This window comes from Bradyrhizobium tunisiense, from assembly GCF_042263385.1.
GTDB lineage: Bacteria > Pseudomonadota > Alphaproteobacteria > Rhizobiales > Xanthobacteraceae > Bradyrhizobium > Bradyrhizobium tunisiense.
In genome coordinates, this window is sequence record NZ_JBHLEV010000001.1 from 233,461 (window position 1) to 250,325 (window position 16,865).

Sequence of the window (16,865 nt, forward strand, 5' to 3'; positions counted from 1 at the left end):
AACTGACCTTGCGTCTGATCAGGTGCCTCGCGCCCATCGCGCTGGGCCTCATGATGCTCGTTGCCGCGTCTCCTGCACGCGCGCTCGACGCTGTCAGCGTTCGCAGCGACGCGCCCGCGATCGACCTCACCGGCGTGCTCGAGCACCAGCGCAGTGACGCCGATCGTATCCAGGTCTCCACCGCGCCCGGCACCGACGGCATCGTCCGCCGCATCGAGGTGCGCGCCCGCGAGGGCGGCCAGAACTGGATCGTGTTCGCGCTCGCCAACAACACCGACGACCAGCTCGACCGGCTGATCGTCGCTCCGCATTACCGCATCGTCTCCTCGGGGCTGCTGTGGCCCGACCTCGGCCTGTCGCGCATCGCCACCATCACGCCCTCGATCGGCGATCGGCCCGAGCGTCAGGAAAGCGCAACCGCCGACGTGTTCCGCATCACGCTCGATCCCGGCGCCGTCGTCACCTTCGTCGCCGAGCTGCGCACCGACAAGCTGCCGCAGCTCTATCTGTGGGAGCCGGAATCTTACAAGGACAAGGTCAACTCGTTCACGCTGTACCAGGGCATCGTGATCGGCATCTCCGGCTTGCTCGCGCTGGTGCTGACGATCCTGTTCGTGGTGAAGGGCAGCATCATGTTCCCGGCCGCCGCGGCGCTGGCCTGGGCGGTGCTGGTCTATATCGGCGTCGATTTCGGCTTCTGGGGCAAGGTGCTCGACATGTCGAACAACGCCGAGCGCATCTGGCGCGCGGCGGGTGAAGCGATCCTGGCGGCAACGCTGCTGGTGTTCCTGTTCGCCTATCTCAATCTCAGCCGATGGCATGTGCGCTATTCGCACATCACCGTGGGCTGGCTGGCCTTCCTGGGGTCCCTGGTCGCGCTCGCGCTGTTCGATCCCGCCGTCGCCTCCGGCATCGCGCGCATATCGCTGGTGCTGATCGCCTTCGCGGGCTTCGCGCTGATCGTCTATCTCTCCACCCACGGCTTCGACCGTGCCGTGCTCTTGATCCCGACCTGGTTCCTCCTGGTGGTCTGGGTGGTCGCGGCCGGCATGACGGTCGCGGGTTCCGTGACCAACGACATCGTGGGCCCTGCCCTGCTCGGCGGCCTCGTGCTGATCGTGATGCTGATCGGCTTCACGGTGATGCAGCACGCCTTCGCCGGCGGCGGCGCCAGCACCGGCGTCGTCTCCGACATCGAGCGGCGGGCGCTCGCCCTGGCCGGCTCCGGCGATCTGATCTGGGACTGGGACGTTTCCGCCGACAAGGTCTTCACCAGCCCCGAGACCGAAGCCCTGCTCGGACTGAAGCGCGGCACGCTCGAGGGACCGGCGGCCTCGTGGCTCGAGGTGCTGCATCCGCTCGACCAGGATCGTTTCCGCGCCGCGCTCGACAGCGTGCTCGACCAGCGCCGCGGCCGCCTGGTGCAGGATTTCCGCCTGCGCACGCCGGACGGCCATTTCATGTGGTTCGCGCTGAAGGCGCGCCCGGTGGTCGGCTCCGACGGCGAGGTCTCGCGCGTGGTCGGAACGCTCACCGACGTCACCGATCTGCGCAACGCGGAAGAGCGCCTGCTGCACGATTCCGTGCATGACAACCTCACCGGCCTGCCGAACCGCAAGCTGTTCATGGACCGGCTGGGTGCGGTCGCGCATTTCGCCAAGACCATGCCGACGCTGCGGCCGACGCTGATGGTGATCGATCTCGACCGCTTCAAGCAGGTCAACGATTCCGTCGGCATCGCGGTCGGCGATTCCATTCTGCTGACACTGGCCCGCCGCCTCACCCGCATCCTGAAGCCGCAGGATACGCTGGCCCGCATGGCCGGAGATCAGTTCGGCCTGATCCTTCTGTCGGAGCAGGACCCGGCCCGCATCACGGCCTTCGCCGAGACCATCCGCAAGACCATCCGCGCGCCGATCGCCTTCAACGACCGCGAGATCTTCCTCACCGCGTCGATCGGTCTGGCACTGTCCGATCCGCAAGTTCAGCTCACGGACGAGATCATCAAGGACGCCGAGCTGGCGATGTATCACTCCAAGCGCATCGGCGGCGACCGCATCGACGTCTACAAGCCCGCGATGCGGGCGCGGAAGACGGACCGCCTGACGTTGGAGAGCGAGCTGCGCCGCGCCATCGAGCGACAGGAGCTCACCATCCTGTACCAGCCGATCGTGCGGCTGGAGGATCGCTCCGTCGCCGGCTTCGAAGCGCTGGTGCGCTGGGATCACCCCAAGCTCGGACGCATGGCGCCGTCGGAGTTCATCACCATCGCGGAAGAGACCGGCCTGATCGTCGACCTCGGCATGTTCGTGCTCGACCAGACCGCCAAGCAGCTGTCGATCTGGCAGCGCGCGATGCGCTCCCGCGAGCCGATCTTCGCCTCCGTCAACGTCTCGTCACGGCAATTGCTGCGCCACGACCTGATCCACGACATCCGCACCGTGCTGTCGCGCTCCTCGGTGGCGCGCGGCACGCTCAAGCTCGAATTGACGGAATCGCTGGTGATGGAGAACCCGGAGCACGCGGCACAGATGCTGACGCGAATTCGCGAGCTCGGCACCGGGCTCTCGCTCGACGATTTCGGCACCGGCCATTCCTCGCTGGCCTATCTGCAGCGCTTCCCGTTCGACACCATCAAGATCGACCAGTCCTTCGTCCGCACCACCAACCGCGGCACGCGGCCGGTGATCCTGAAGTCGATCATCGCGCTCGCGCACGACCTCGGCATGGACGTGGTGGCCGAGGGCGCCGAGACCGATTCGGATGCGGTCGAGCTCTACCAGATGGGCTGCGAATACGCCCAAGGCTTCGCCTTCGGCGAGCCGATGGACGCCGATGCCGCGATGCGCCTGCTGACGGAAGTGCGGCTGGAAGCGGCGAGCTAGGTTGCAGCGCGCGCCGCCTTCCCTTCTCCCCTTGTGGGAAAAGGTGGCGAGAAGCGCACACAAGAGAAACAACGGCGCTCTATCCCGGCCTGCGCCCGTCCTTCTTCAGCCTCGTGAACCGCACGCTCGCCCCGTCGGGCATCCGCACGGCCTTGAACCCCGCGGCGAGACAGGCTTCGCGTTGCGGCATCTGGATGTCGGGGCTGCGCAGGCTGTCCCACCATGAGGCACGATTGGCCGCGCGCGGCAGCGCCGCGCCGATGATCTCCTCGATCTGTTCGAAGCTCAGGACGAATTCGGCCTGCTTCTGCCGCATCAGATAGTCGCGCAACGCGTCGTAGTCGTTCACAATCGTCCTCTCGCCTGGACCGTCCCATCGAGGTCTGCCCAAAACCGTGGGCCGTGTAAACCGATCCTTAACTCATTGTGGCAGCGAAATCCCGCCTTAAACACTGCTCAAGCTTTCGGGCGCATCCACTGATGTCGGGAGCAAGCGATGTTGTCTGGATGGCGCGAGTTCACGGTCCGCCGGCCGTGGCGGATTTCGGCGAAGCTGCTGATTATCTCGTCCGTGGTGACGGTGATCGGCTTTTCCGCCATTTGCGTCAACGTGATGCTCGACATGCGCCGGGGCGAGGAGGCGCTCGCCCGCCAGACGCTGGAGAACCTCGCGACGAGCATCGAGTCCGACGTCAGCCGTAACGTCGAGATCTACGATTTGTCGCTGAAGGCGGTGGCCGGCAACATGCTGCTGCCCGAGCTCGCAACCGTCTCCAAGACGATCCGTCACCTGATCCTGTTCGACCATGCAACCACCGCCAAGCATTTCGGCGCCATCCAGGTGTTCGATGCCGACGGCCGGCTGACCATCGACGCCTCCACGCTCGATCCCCTGCCGGAGAGCCGGGGCGAGGAGGACTACTTCAAGGTTCATCGCGATAATCCCAAAGCCGGGCTCTTCATCAGCCGCCCGATGCTGTTCCGCGGGGCCTATTCCATCGTGCTGAGCCGGCGCATCAGCGACACCGACGGCGGGTTCCTCGGCGTCGTAGCCGGCTCGATCCGCTTCAGCTATTTCCACGAATTGTTCGAAAGGCTGAACCTCGATCCCGAAGACACCATTACCGTGCTCAAGCGTGACCGCACCATCATGATGCGGCGGCCTTTCGACCTCGACGTGATCGGCACGAACCTGAACGACCGCAGAGCCTGGAAGCCCGAGAATCTCCCGATTGGCGCCTCCTATTCGGGACAGGGCCCGGTCGATCCGACGCCGCGGCTCTATGTCCGTAGCTCGGACAGCGGACCGCTGTTCGTGGTGGCGGGCAAGCCTCTGGCTGCGGTGTTCGCGCTCTGGCAGAGGGAAGCGTTTCGCATTGGCGCGGTGGTGCTGGTCCTTGCCCTGTTCGTGCTGGGATCGACGCTGGTGCTGGCGCGCGAGATCGGCCGGCGCGCCGAGGCCGAGCGCAAGCTCGAGGAGATGGCGACGACCGATGCGCTCACCGGCCTGAAGAACCGCCGCAAGTTCGATTCCGTCATCGACGTCGAATGGCGGCGCGCCATGCGCCAGAAGACCCCGCTCGCGCTGCTGATGATCGATGCCGATCACTTCAAGGCCTACAACGACACGTTCGGCCATCAGGCGGGCGACCAGGTGCTGGTCGGCATCGCCATTTGCATTTCCGATTCGGTGAGCCGGGCCGGCGACTGCGCCGCCCGCTATGGCGGCGAGGAGTTCGCCGTGCTGCTGCCGAACGTTTCGGCCAGCGATGCCTTCAAGGTCGCCGAGGCGATCCGCCTCAAGGTGCAGGGCTGGTCCGACGAGCCGGTGATTTCAACGGTCTCCTGCGGCGTCGCCAGCCTCATTCCCACTGCCGGCATGGACTGGCCGGTCCTGGTCGCCGCCGCCGACAAGGCGCTCTACGCCGCGAAGGCTGGCGGGCGAAACCAGTCGGTGGTTGCGAGCCTGCCGAAGCTGTCGCTGGTGGCGTGAAGCGCTCCCTCCACGTCATTGCGAGCGAAGCGAAGCAATCCAGACTTTCTCCTCGGAAGCAGTCTGGATTGCTTCGTCGCTTCGTTCCTCGCAATGACGAGGGGCGCTACTGCCCCAGATACTTCTTTATCTCTGCGATCAGCCCGTCGCGCAGCTCCGGCCGCTTCAGGCCGTAGGCGATGTTGGCGCGGAGGAAGCCGGGCTTTGAGCCGCAATCGTGGCGCTCGCCCTCGAACTCGACGCCGTAGAATTTCTGCGACTTGGCGAGCCCGATCATGGCGTCGGTGAGCTGGATCTCGCCGCCGGCGCCGCGCTCCTGCGTCTCCAGTATCTTGAAGATCTCGGGCTGGAGGATGTAGCGGCCGGTGATCGAGAGGTTGGAGGGCGCGGTGCCCTTGGCCGGCTTCTCGACCATGCCGTCGACCTCGAACATCTTGCCGCTGCGCTTGCCGACGCCGCAGATGCCGTATTGATGTGTGAGATGGTCGGGCACCGCCTCGACCGCGACCAGATTGGATTTCTCGCCAAGCGAGGATGCCATCTCGATCATCTGCTTGAGGCAGCCCGGGGTGTTGAGCACGAGCTCGTCGGGCAGCACGACCGCGAACGGCTCGTCGCCGACGATGTCGCGCGCGCACCAGACCGCGTGACCGAGGCCGAGCGGCGCCTGCTGCCGGGTGAAGCTGACGGCGCCAGCTTCGGGCTGGTTCTGCGCCAGGATGTCCTGCTCGGCCTTCTTGCCGCGCGCCGCGAGCGTGGCGTCGAGCTCGAACATCCGGTCGAAATGATCTTCAATGACATTCTTGTTGCGGCCGGTCACGAAGACGAAGTGCTCGATGCCGGCCTCCCTCGCCTCGTCATAGACGTATTGGATCAGCGGCTTGTCGACGATGGTCAGCATTTCCTTCGGCATCGCCTTGGTGGCGGGCAGGACGCGGGTGCCGAGGCCGGCGACGGGGAATACGGCTTTGCGAATTTTCATGTGATTGTTCGAATACCTGGGGGCACATGGGGACGGAGCAATCGGATCTTGCTAACCTGTTTGCAACCGCCAACAAAGGCGGTTGTGGGGCCTCATCCGCGCAGAGTTAAGAAAAAGGCCGCCACCAAAATTTCACCTTTGTTAAGCTATTGGCAACCGTAACCAGGCCTCCTGATGGCGGATTCCAGAGGCCGACGGGTGGGACATGATGCAATCGGTGGCAGGGCAGGCAGGACGGGTGGTATCCGCGACCGGCGCAATGATGATTGCCGCCGCTTTGCTGCTGCCCACCAGCGCGCACGCCCAGGCGCAGAACGGCCTTTCCAACCTGTTCGGCGGCATCTTCTCCGGTGCAAGCCCCGCACCTTCGCAAGCGGCGCCCAGCCCGGGCGGCGCGCCAACGGGAGCGATCCCCTGGAGCGGCGAGGACGGCGCTTCGGGCCATCCGCTGATGACGGCCGCGGCGATCCGCGAGGCCGCCGGCAATTTTGGCAATTGCGTCGCCGGGATGTGGCCCGATGCCGCACGGCGCAACATCACCCAGGAGAATTTCCAGCGCTTCACGGCCGGGCTCTCGCCTGACCTGCGCATCATGGACCTGATGGATTCGCAGCCGGAGTTCACCAAGTCGATCTGGGCCTATCTCGACATCCTCGTGAACGACAACCGCCTCGCCAGGGGCCGCGAGATCCTCACCCAATACAAGGCGCAGTTCGACGCCACGGAAAAGGCCACCGGCGTCGACCGCTACATCATCGCCTCGATCTGGGGCATCGAGTCCAATTACTCGACGCAGATGGGCGACCGTAGCGTGCTGCAATCGACCGCGACGCTCGCCTGCATTGGCCGCCGCCAGGCCTATTTCAAGGACGAATTCCTCTCCGCACTGGAAATCCTGAACCGCGGTGATCTCAGGCCCGAGCAGCTGCGCGGCTCCTGGGCCGGCGCGTTCGGCCCGACCCAATTCATGCCGACCGCGTTCAAGCGCTTTGCCGTCGACGGCGACGGCGACGGACGGCGCGACGTCGTCGACAATCCGACCGACCTGATCGCCTCGACCGCCAACAATCTGAAGAAGGACGGCTGGCAGGCCGGCCAGACCTGGGGCTTTGAAGTCGTGGTGCCGCAAGGCTTCAACTACATGCTGGCCGACCGCGCCAAGGCGATGACCATCGCGCAATGGGAGAAGCTCGGGCTGAAGCGGGCGACGGGGCAGCCATTCCCGCATCCGGCGGAGAAAGCCTATTTGCTGGCCCCGGCGGGCGCGCAAGGACCCGGCTTCCTGATGCTGCAGAATTACCGCGTCATCATGAAGTACAATCCGGCCGAGGCCTATGCGCTGGCGATCGGCCATTTCGCCGACCGCCTGCGCGGCGGGCAGCCTTTCGTGCAGCCCTGGCCGCGGCAGGAGCGCGAACTGTCGCGCACCGAGCGGCTGGAACTGCAGCAGCTGCTGGCCCAGCGTGGCTTCTACAAAGGCACTCCGGATGGCCAGTTCGGCGGCCAGACCAGGGAAGCGCTGCGCAACTTCCAGGTCTCGATCGGGGTCCCCGCGGACGGCTTTGCCTCCTCGAATGCACTGGATCGACTGCGCGGACGGTAAAATCGCCCCGAAAGTAACCCTGAACAGGGATTTTGGCACGCAGCCTTGACGGAGGCGGCTGTTCCCCGGTGTATGGGGCAAGAATCTGCAACGGAATTTGCCTGTTTGGCGCCCGATTCCGTTATTATGTTAAGCCGCTTCCGATCCCCGTTGCGCGTGCCCGAGATCGCATGTCGAAAAAGTCCCTGTTCAAGGCGCTGACCGAGACCGGCCCATTGATCGCGCTGGGGACGGCGCTCGCGATTCTGGTGGCGGTCGCGGGCCCCGCCTCTGCGCAGTTCTTCAACTTCCCCGGCTTCGGCGGCCCGCCGCAGCGCGCGGCCCCACCGCCACAACGCGGCGGCGGCGGTGGCGGCGGCTGGTTCGGCGGCGACTTCTTCGCGCCGTTCCAACAGCAACAGCAGCAGGCACCGCGCCAGGATTTTTCACGCGCGCCGGCGCCGGCGAAACGCGACACCATCCCCGAGAAGAACGTGCTGGTGATCGGCGACGCCATGGCCGACTGGCTCGCCTACGGACTGGAGGACGCCTACAGCGAGCAGCCCGACATGGGCGTGATCCGCAAGCACAGGACCACCTCTGGCCTGATCAAGTACCAGCCGAAGGGTGAGCCCTCGGATTGGGCGGCAGCGGCCAGGGGTATCCTCGAGACCGAGAAGCCCGACGTCATCGTCGTCATGCTCGGCCTCAACGACCGCGCCGCAATCCGCGAGCCTGTCGCCGACAAGCCGGACAAGGCCACGGAGAAGGACAAGAAGAACGACAAGGGCGCCCGCGCCAAACCACCGGCAAAACCCGGCGAGACCAAGCCCGGCACCGACAGCGCCGCCAAACCGGACGACAAGCCTGCCGATGCCGACTTGCCGCAGGACGACGCCGACAATGCCGACACACCTGCGGCCACGCCGGAAAAGACCGCACGCAATGCGAGCGGCCTCTACGAATTCCGTGACGAGCGCTGGATCGAGCTCTACGGCAAGAAGATCGAGGAACTGGCCAATATCCTCAAGGCCAAGGGCGTGCCGGTGCTCTGGGTCGGCCTTCCCGCCATCCGCGGCCAGAAGGGCACGGCGGACATGCTGTTCCTCGATTCGCTCTATCGCGAAGGCGCGGCCAAGGCCGGCATCACTTATGTCGACGTCTGGGATGGTTTTGTCGACGAGGCCGGCCGCTTCCTTCAGAAGGGCCCCGATTTCGAAGGCCAGATCCGTCAGCTCCGCAGCTCCGACGGCGTCTTTTTCACCAAGCCCGGCGCGCGCAAGCTCGCCCATTACGTCGAGCGCGAGATCACACGCCTGCTCGCAGGACGCTCCGGCCCGATCGCGCTGCCGAGCGAGCCGGCGACCCCCGACACCAGCGTCGAGCCCGGCAAGCCCGCGCCACGGCCGCTGGCGGGCCCGATCGTGCCACTGGTTGCGGCCTCGATCTCGGCCGATCAATTGCTGGGCGGACCGGGCTCGCGTCCCGCCGCCGTCGATGCGCTCGCTGCGAAGACGATGGTGAAGGGCGAGCCGCTGACGGCTCCGGCCGGCCGTGCCGACGACTATGCCTGGCCGCGCCGCGAAGTCGGCCGCGAGCAGGCCAAGGGCGATACGCCTGTTGCGGCGACGACGCCTGACGGCAATGCGGCTGCGGGCGCAGCGGCCGTGATCGCGCCGCCAAAGCTCGCACCGAAAAGGCCGCCGATGCAGCAGCCGGCCCAGGCCCAGCCGTTATTCCGGGATTTCTTTGGCTTCGGTTCGCCGCAGCCACCGCCGCCGCGTCAACTGGCGCCGCCGCCCGGGCCACGCAATCCGAATCTCAATCCCGGGGCTCCACGTCCGCCCGGGAACGTCGGGCGCTCAGCCGAGATGTTCCGGTAATTGCCGCCATGTCTGCCGCCGTGTCCTGGACGCGGCGCAGCACTTCTTGGTGATGCGCCGCAGCCGGGACCCAGCTCTCTCACGCCAACTCTCTTGCAAAAGAATGGGCCCCGGCTCTGCGCAGCAGCGCTCTGGCGCTGCGGCGCGTCCGGGGCACGAGTGCGCGTGCTTGTCGCCTAGCTGTTAGTAGCGCCAGCGCGGCGGCGGACGGCGGGCAGGCCGCGACATCAGAAGCGCGAGCGCAAACCCGATGCCGCCGGCCACCAGCAGCGAGCCGAGCGGATTGTCCTGCACCTTCTTCGTCAGTGCCTGGGTCCCGTCGCGGAAAGTCTCGCCGCTGTTCTCATAGGCGTCCTTGGCGTAGCCGGCCGCAGTCTCGCCGGCGTCGCGCACGGCATCCTTGGCCTGGCCGTACAGATTCTGCACTGTACCCGCGGCTTCCCGAGCCTTGCCCGATGCCTGCGTCTTCGCATCGCCTGCCATGTCTCCGATCGCGCCTTCCGCGCGTCCGGCATATTCCTTGGCCGATCCAACAATCCGATCCGTGTCCATGATGATCCTCCTCGGGGGTCAGCCGAAGTAACCGATCAGGCGCGGCACAGTTCCAAGTCGCGACGAAAGTGTAGCTCGCTCGACTACAAGATCAGCCCGCCGTCGACGACCAGCGTCTGGCCGATGATGTAGGACGACAGCGGCGAGGCCAGGAACAGCGCGGCGCCCGCCATGTCGGCCGGCGTGCCTAATCGCCGCAGCGGAATACGCGCAAGCGCGCCTTCGAGCCGCTTCGGATTGTCGGTCGTCACCTTCGTCATCTTGGTGTCGACGAGCCCGGGCGCGATGCCGTTGACGCGGATGCCGTCCTCGGCCCAGGCCTCGCCCAGCGTCCGCGTCAATCCGACAGCGCCGGTCTTCGAGGCGTTATAGGCGGGATTGCCCATGGTGGAATGATAGGCCGCGGTCGAGGACACCATGATCAGCGAGCCCTTCGCATCCCGCAAAATGGAATGAAACCGCGTCGCGCAGGCCATCAGACTCATGAGATTGACCTCGACCACCTTGCGGAAGCCGCTCATCTCGAATTCGCCGCGGCGATAGAGCACCGCGCCTTGCGCGAGCACGAGCACGTCGAGCCTGTCGAAGGACGGCTTGAACGCCTCGATCGCACCGGGGTTGCCGACATCGAGCTGCGCATAAGAGAGGCCCGTGAGATCAGAGCCTTCCTCGATCGAATAGTCCTTCGGCTGTGCCCGCGTGCCGCAAACCGCGACAAGCGCGCCCCTCGTGCGAAAAGCCTGCGCGATGCCGTTGCCGATCCCGCTCGAACCGCCGACGACCAGCACCTGCCTGCCTGAGAAATCCAGCTCGTTCGCCATCGCGGCCTCCCTTTTGTCTTGTTTGTTTGACCTGTCTGCGGATCGATGCCAGCCTTGTCAATCATAACAAGAACAAGCAGGCCGCGAGGAAACAGCATGCCCGATTTCAAGCAGCTCAGCCGGTCCGTCAAGGGCTTGACCGTTCTCGTCACCGGCGCGGCCAGCGGCATGGGGCGCGCGACCGCGCGCGTGTTCGCCGCGGAAGGCGCCAACGTCGCCGTCACCGACTTCGATGCGCAGGGCGCGCAGGCTGTGGCCGGGGAGATTGCCGCGAGCGGCGGCTCAGGAAGGGCGTGGAAGCTCGACGTTGCCGCTGGTGACGAGATCAAGCGCGTGGTCGGCGAGGCCGCCGCGCATTTCGGCGGGCTCGACATCGTCGTCAACAATGCCGGCATCTCCGTGCGGGTTGCGATCGACGACGAGGGCTATGAGGACGCCTGGGCCAAGGGGATCGCGGTGATGCTGACGGCGCATCCGCGCATCATCCGCGCTGCGCTGCCCTATTTACGCAAATCGAACAGTCCGCGGATCGTCAACATTGCCTCGACCGAGGCGCTCGGCGCGACCGCATTGCACAGCCCTTATTCGGCAGCGAAGGGCGGCGTTGCGAGCCTCACCCGCTCGCTCGCCGTCGAGCTCGGTCGCGAGGGCATCACCGTCAACTGCATCTGTCCGGGCCCGATCCGCACGGCGATCACCGACCGCATCTCGGAGGAGCACAAGACCATCTACGCCAAGCGCCGCACCGCACTCGGCCGCTACGGCGATCCCGAAGAGGTCGCGCATATGACGCTGAGCCTGTGCCTGCCGGCCGCGTCCTTCCTCACCGGCGCGGTGATCCCGGTCGACGGCGGGCTGATGGCGCGGAACGCGTGAGTGCCATGCGTGCTGCGCGTTGACATCGCCGGACGCGCGAGTCATTTTTTCCGCAAACAGAGCGGAGAAACCGCTCGCAGATGCGGGAGAGAACGTCATGACGATCGCCATCCGGCAGCTTCAGAAGCATTTCGTCGGCGAGGTGTCCGGCCTCGATTTGCGCAAGCCGCTCACGGCAGATGAGGCGCGCGAGATCGAGGCCGCCATGGACAAATACGCGGTTCTCGTCTTCCACGACCAGGATATCACCGACGAGCAGCAGATGGCGTTCGCGCTGAATTTCGGCCAGCGCGAGGAAGCGCGCGGCGGCAACATCACCAAGGCGGATGAATACCGCCTCACCTCGGGCCTGAACGACGTCTCCAACCTTGGCAAGGACGGCAAGCCGCTGCCGAAGGACAGTCGCGCCAATCTGTTCAACCTCGGCAATTGCCTGTGGCACTCCGACAGCTCGTTCCGTCCCATCCCGGCAAAATTCTCGCTGCTGTCCGCGCGCGTGGTGAACCCGAAGGGCGGCAACACCGAATTCGCCGACATGCGCGCGGCCTACGACGCGCTCGACGACGACATCAAGGCGGAGATCGAGGATCTCGTCTGCGAACACTCGCTGATGTATTCGCGCGGATCGCTCGGCTTCACCGAATATACCGACGAAGAGAAGGAGATGTTCAAGCCGGTGCTGCAACGGCTGGTGCGCACGCACCCCGTGCATCGGCGCAAGTCGCTGTACCTCTCATCGCATGCCGGCAAGATCGTCGGCATGAGCGTGCCGGAAGGCCGGCTGCTGCTGCGCGATCTCAACGAGCACGCGACGCAAGGAGAGTTCGTCTATGTGCACAAATGGAAGCTGCATGACCTCGTGATGTGGGACAACCGCCAGACCATGCACCGCGTCCGCCGCTACGACCAGTCGCAACCTCGCGACATGCGCCGCGCGACGGTGGCGGGCACGGAGCCGACGGTGCAGCAGCAGGCGGCGGAGTAGGCGCGGCACAGCCCCGCTCGGCAAATGGTGTCGTCGCCAGGTCAAGCCGGGCGACGACAGCGGTGGGCGGGGCAGATACAGCGGAGCCTAACGCTACGCGTGCCCGGCCTCGTTCGAGAGCATGCCGGGATCGATACCGATCTTGCGGAGCGCGCGGGAATATTTGTCGTCGACGTCGTCGCCGAAAATCAAATCCGCGTCTGCATCGCAATGCAGCCAGCCGTTGCTCTGGATCTCGGTCTCGAGCTGGCCCGGCGCCCAGCCGGCATAGCCGAGCGCGAGAATGGCGTGCTTGGGGCCGGAGCCGTTGGCGATGGCGCGCAGGATGTCGACGGTCGCCGTGAGGCAGACGCCGTCATCGATCCGCAACGTCGCGTTTTCGATGTAGAAGTCGCTGGAATGCAGCACGAAGCCGCGGCCGGTATCGACCGGGCCGCCACGCAGCACCTTCATGCTTTCGGCATTCTCCGGCAGCTTGATGTGCTCGCCCTTCCTGATGATGCCAAGCTGCTGCAAGAGCTCGGGGAAGTCGATGCTGCCGGCCGGGTGGTTCACGATGATGCCCATCGCTCCCTCCGCCGAATGGGCGCAGAGATAGATCACCGAACGCTCGAAGCGGGAATCGCCCATCACGGGCATCGCGATCAGCAGCCGGCCGTCCAGATAACCGGCCGAATTGGGAAGAGCGGGGCTTGCGCTGCGGGTGCTTTCGCCCGTCCTCTTGCCTGTGGGAGCCATCGGTGAAGCACTCCGGTTTCAATTCCTATCCTGATGTCGGACCTGGCCGCTGTCAAATCAAGGCTAGCAGAGGCTCGATTCAAGTGCACCATCACAAGCAATTCAATGGTTTGCCTAGGTTCGACCCTGTAAAGACGTGCCATGCTCACAAGAGTTCCCCTGCGTGCGGCGATTGGCGTCGCGACCGCCCTGCTTGCGTCGTCGCTGGCCATCGTAGCCCGCGCCGATGACGCTTCGCCGTGGCAGCGCGACGGACATTCCGCGGTGCGGCTATTGGCGGGATCGCGCAGCGGCGCTGTCCTGCTCGGCGGTATCGCCTTCCAGCTTCAGCAGGGGTGGAAGACCTATTGGCGCACCCCCGGGGATTCCGGTGTGCCGCCACGATTCGACTTCTCGAAGTCGGACAATGTCGAGGCGGTGACGGTGATGTGGCCGGCGCCGCTGAAATTCGCCGATGGCGCGGGCGGCCATTCGATCGGCTATCACAACCAGATCGTGCTGCCCTTGCGGATCGTCCCCAAGGCGGCCGACAAGCCGGTGACATTGCGTGCCGAGATCAACTACGCGGTATGCGAGAAGCTATGCATTCCGGTCGAGGCAAGCGTCGAACTCGGCTTCAACAGCGTCGCCTCGACCGAGGATGCCAATTTGCGTGCCGCGCTCGACACGGTGCCCAAGCCCGCCAATATCGGCGATCCCAATCCGCTCACCATCCGCGACGTCAAGCGCGATGGACCCAAGAACGTGGTGGTCGACGTGGTGACGCCGGACAGCCGCAACGTCAATCTGTTCGTGGAAGGGCCGACGCCCGATTGGGCGTTGCCGATCCCGGCCCCGGTGCAGCATAGCCCGCCCGGGGTGATGCGATTTTCCTTCGAGCTCGACGGCCTGCCGCCGGGCGCCAAGCCCGAGGGAGCAGCGCTGAAATTCACGCTGGTCGGGCCGGAGAAGTCTTACGAGTTCAATACGAATTTGGAGTGAGCAATAGTCGCGGCCTGGTTGCGCAGTGAGCAACGGAGCGCGACTGGATCACGATCGTATTGCACCGCCAATCCAATCACCGTGCCGGGATGGGACGCCCACCCAACCCAATCTTAACGAATGGTTGCTAATCCCTCACCTGCCACAGCATGCCTAGCGACCTGAGGGACCGTTCGAATTGGCCGTGATGGATGCAGAACCCGCAACGACCGGACCCGCCGGGCTGTTCGCAAGGCTGCGGGCCAAGCTGACGGGCGGCCCGAGCGAGGCCTCGCTGACGCGGCGGCTTGCCGGCACCATCTTCATCATCCGCGTGATCAGCGCCGGGCTCGCCTATGTCTCGCAGGTGCTGCTCGCCCGCTGGATGGGCACCTCCGATTACGGCGTCTATGTCTATGTCTGGACCTGGGTGCTGCTGCTCGGCAGCATGATGGATTTCGGCATCTCCGCCTCGGCGCAGAAAATCATTCCCGAGTATCGCAGCAGCGGCGAGCAGGCGTTGCTGCGCGGCTTTCTCTCCGGCAGCCGCTGGCTGACCTTTGCCGTCTCCACGCTGGTCTCGCTCGCCCTTGCCGGCACCGTCAGGCTGCTGTCGCCCTGGATCGACCCGGCCGAAATACTGCCGCTCTATATCGGCTGCATGACGCTGCCGGCCTTCGTCGTTGCCAACACCCAGGACGGCATCGCGCGCTCGCATGACTGGATGCAGCTCGGCCTGATGCCGCAATTCATCATCCGCCAGGCGCTGATCATCGGCATCACGGGCGCCGCCTTCCTGCTCGGCTACCATCTCGGCGCAGTCGCCGCGATGGCCGCGAGCGCCGGCGCGGTGTGGATCGCGATGACGGGGCAGATGGTGGTGCTGAACCGCAAGCTCGCCGACCACATCGAGCCCGGCCCCAAGACCTACGACATCGGCGGCTGGCTCGCCGTCTCGCTGCCGATCCTGCTGGTCGAGAGCTTCTACCTGCTGCTGTCCTACACCGACGTGCTGGTGCTGCAGCAATTTCGCCCCTCCGAAGAGGTCGGCGTCTATTTCGCTGTCGTGAAGACGCTGGCGCTGGTCTCCTTCATCCACTACGCGATGTCCGCGACGACGGCGCATCGCTTCGCCGAATACAACGCAAGCGGCGACAAGGCACGGCTATCGGCCTATGTCGCGCATGCGATCAGCTGGACGTTCTGGCCGTCGCTGGCGGCGACGATCGTGCTGCTCGCGCTCGGCAAGCCGTTGCTCTGGCTGTTCGGGCCGCAATTCACGATCGGCTACGACATCATGTTCGTCGCCGCGATTGGCCTGGTGGTGCGCTCTGCGATCGGGCCGGTCGAGCGGCTGCTCAACATGCTCGGTCAGCAGAAGATCTGCGCGCTCGCTTATGCGCTGGCCTTCGTGATGAACCTCGTGCTCTGCATCGCGCTGGTGCCGCGCTACGGCGGCCACGGAGCCGCGGCCGCAACCTCGATCTCCCTCACATTCGAGACCGTCCTCTTGTTCTGGATCGTACGGCAACGGCTCGGACTGCACGTGCTGGCTTTCGGCAAATAGGCGCCGCGCGCTCGCCGTGCCCGCTGCTTTCCAGGGGAACGGCTTTGTCAGAGCGCCCAAGCAAACGAGGCAAACCGCCTCCCCTTATTGAACCTAAAGCAAAATATTTCTTATTCCGCCCAAGCAGTTGCGCATTGGGGGAACTTTATTCTACGCCATATTGCCCAGTCAACGAGATCAACCTAAGATTTCCCTGACATGTTCGATCCACTTTACGTCGCCTCCGGCTTCGGCGTCGGCCTGCTTGTCGGGATGACCGGCGTGGGCGGCGGCTCGTTGATGACGCCGCTCTTGATCCTGCTGTTCGGCGTCCACCCCTCCACAGCGGTCGGAACCGACCTGCTCTATGCCGCAGCCACCAAGACCGGCGGCAGCGTGGTGCACGGCTGGTCGCGCAGCGTGCACTGGCCGGCGGTGCTGCGGCTTGCCTGCGGCAGCATTCCGGCGAGCGCGCTGACGCTGCTGGTGCTGTGGAAGCTCGACCTCAGAAGCGATTCCGAACGGAGCCTGGTCAATCTGGTGCTGTGCTTCGCGCTGCTGCTGACCGCGACCTCGCTGATCTTCCGCAAGTCCATCATGGAGCGTTATCGCGGTCGGCTCGAACGGGTCGACGAGCGCACCACCGCGATTGCGACCGTCGTCACCGGCATTCTGCTCGGCGTGCTGGTATCGATCTCGTCGGTCGGCGCCGGTGCGGTCGGCGTGACCGTGCTGCTGCTGCTCTACCCTCGCCTGCCCATGGTGACCATCGTCGGCTCCGATATCGCCCATGCGGTGCCCCTGACGCTGGTCGCCGGCATCGGACACTGGGCGCTCGGTGACGTGGATTGGGCCCTGATGGGCGTGCTGCTGCTGGGTTCGCTGCCCGGCATCATCGTCGGCAGCTTCAGCGCCACACGCGTGCCCGAGACGGTGCTGCGCCTGACGCTTGCCAGCGTGCTGTTCGTGGTCGCAGGCAAGATGTTGTTTGCCGAGCTGAACTTGTCGTCCGCCTTTGTGACGGCGCTGGCCTGGGGACATTGAGCGGGAAACGAACGCCGG

The 16,865-nt window shown here is 65.4% G+C and carries 14 protein-coding genes; 9 read left to right on the forward strand and 5 right to left on the reverse strand.

The window, feature by feature from the left end:
- Positions 1-8 precede the first annotated feature (8 nt).
- Positions 9-2,885 (forward strand): EAL domain-containing protein, encoded by a 2,877-nt coding sequence (locus tag ACFDR6_RS01095; RefSeq protein ID WP_212087984.1) that lies wholly within the window; start codon positions 9-11, stop codon positions 2,883-2,885.
- Positions 2,886-2,964: 79 nt separating this feature from the next.
- Here ACFDR6_RS01095 and ACFDR6_RS01100 read toward each other — a convergent pair whose 3' ends face one another.
- On the reverse strand, positions 2,965-3,234 hold the full coding sequence (locus ACFDR6_RS01100; RefSeq protein ID WP_375857100.1) for a DUF7662 domain-containing protein: 270 nt from the start codon (positions 3,232-3,234) through the stop codon (positions 2,965-2,967).
- A gap of 147 nt (positions 3,235-3,381) precedes the next feature.
- Here ACFDR6_RS01100 and ACFDR6_RS01105 point away from each other — a divergent pair, with 147 nt between their 5' ends.
- Positions 3,382-4,878, forward strand: coding sequence for a sensor domain-containing diguanylate cyclase (locus ACFDR6_RS01105; RefSeq protein WP_375857101.1), 1,497 nt, complete (start codon positions 3,382-3,384; stop codon positions 4,876-4,878).
- Between the two features lie 106 nt (positions 4,879-4,984).
- On the opposite strand, the gene ACFDR6_RS01110 is transcribed toward ACFDR6_RS01105, so the two are convergent.
- Positions 4,985-5,860 (reverse strand): UTP--glucose-1-phosphate uridylyltransferase, encoded by an 876-nt coding sequence (locus ACFDR6_RS01110; protein ID WP_375857102.1) that lies wholly within the window; start codon positions 5,858-5,860, stop codon positions 4,985-4,987.
- A 205-nt stretch (positions 5,861-6,065) separates the two neighbouring features.
- Between ACFDR6_RS01110 and ACFDR6_RS01115 the strand changes: the two genes are divergently transcribed.
- Positions 6,066-7,463, forward strand: coding sequence for a lytic murein transglycosylase (locus ACFDR6_RS01115; protein WP_375857103.1), 1,398 nt, complete (start codon positions 6,066-6,068; stop codon positions 7,461-7,463).
- A gap of 170 nt (positions 7,464-7,633) precedes the next feature.
- Positions 7,634-9,325: an SGNH/GDSL hydrolase family protein gene (locus ACFDR6_RS01120; RefSeq protein ID WP_375857104.1), complete on the forward strand. Its 1,692-nt coding sequence runs from the start codon at positions 7,634-7,636 to the stop codon at positions 9,323-9,325.
- Positions 9,326-9,508: 183 nt separating this feature from the next.
- Here the strand turns inward: ACFDR6_RS01120 and ACFDR6_RS01125 are convergent, their stop codons facing one another.
- Entirely contained in the window at positions 9,509-9,877 is a 369-nt protein-coding gene (locus tag ACFDR6_RS01125) for a CsbD family protein (protein WP_212087974.1), read from the reverse strand.
- Between the two features lie 83 nt (positions 9,878-9,960).
- Positions 9,961-10,698 (reverse strand): SDR family NAD(P)-dependent oxidoreductase, encoded by a 738-nt coding sequence (locus tag ACFDR6_RS01130; protein WP_375857105.1) that lies wholly within the window; start codon positions 10,696-10,698, stop codon positions 9,961-9,963.
- 96 nt (positions 10,699-10,794) lie between these two features.
- On the opposite strand from ACFDR6_RS01130, the gene ACFDR6_RS01135 reads away from it, so the two are divergent.
- Both ACFDR6_RS01135 and ACFDR6_RS01140 read left to right on the forward strand, forming a co-directional pair.
- Positions 10,795-11,574, forward strand: a complete 780-nt coding sequence (locus ACFDR6_RS01135; RefSeq protein ID WP_375857106.1) for an SDR family NAD(P)-dependent oxidoreductase — start codon at positions 10,795-10,797, stop codon at positions 11,572-11,574.
- A gap of 97 nt (positions 11,575-11,671) precedes the next feature.
- Positions 11,672-12,559, forward strand: a complete 888-nt coding sequence (locus tag ACFDR6_RS01140; RefSeq protein WP_212087969.1) for a TauD/TfdA dioxygenase family protein — start codon at positions 11,672-11,674, stop codon at positions 12,557-12,559.
- Between the two features lie 93 nt (positions 12,560-12,652).
- Here ACFDR6_RS01140 and ACFDR6_RS01145 read toward each other — a convergent pair whose 3' ends face one another.
- Positions 12,653-13,297 carry a YqgE/AlgH family protein gene (locus ACFDR6_RS01145; protein WP_317241148.1) on the reverse strand — a complete coding sequence of 215 codons (645 nt, stop codon included), beginning with the start codon at positions 13,295-13,297 and terminating at the stop codon, positions 12,653-12,655.
- A 141-nt stretch (positions 13,298-13,438) separates the two neighbouring features.
- On the opposite strand from ACFDR6_RS01145, the gene ACFDR6_RS01150 reads away from it, so the two are divergent.
- The 3 genes from ACFDR6_RS01150 to ACFDR6_RS01160 all read left to right on the forward strand — a co-directional run bounded on the left by ACFDR6_RS01150 (position 13,439) and on the right by ACFDR6_RS01160 (position 16,847).
- A complete protein-coding gene (locus tag ACFDR6_RS01150; protein ID WP_317241149.1) occupies positions 13,439-14,278 on the forward strand; it encodes a protein-disulfide reductase DsbD domain-containing protein in 840 nt (279 codons plus the stop codon).
- 178 nt (positions 14,279-14,456) lie between these two features.
- Positions 14,457-15,824, forward strand: coding sequence for a lipopolysaccharide biosynthesis protein (locus ACFDR6_RS01155; RefSeq protein WP_375857107.1), 1,368 nt, complete (start codon positions 14,457-14,459; stop codon positions 15,822-15,824).
- A 198-nt stretch (positions 15,825-16,022) separates the two neighbouring features.
- Positions 16,023-16,847: a sulfite exporter TauE/SafE family protein gene (locus ACFDR6_RS01160; RefSeq protein ID WP_317241152.1), complete on the forward strand. Its 825-nt coding sequence runs from the start codon at positions 16,023-16,025 to the stop codon at positions 16,845-16,847.
- Positions 16,848-16,865 lie beyond the last annotated feature (18 nt).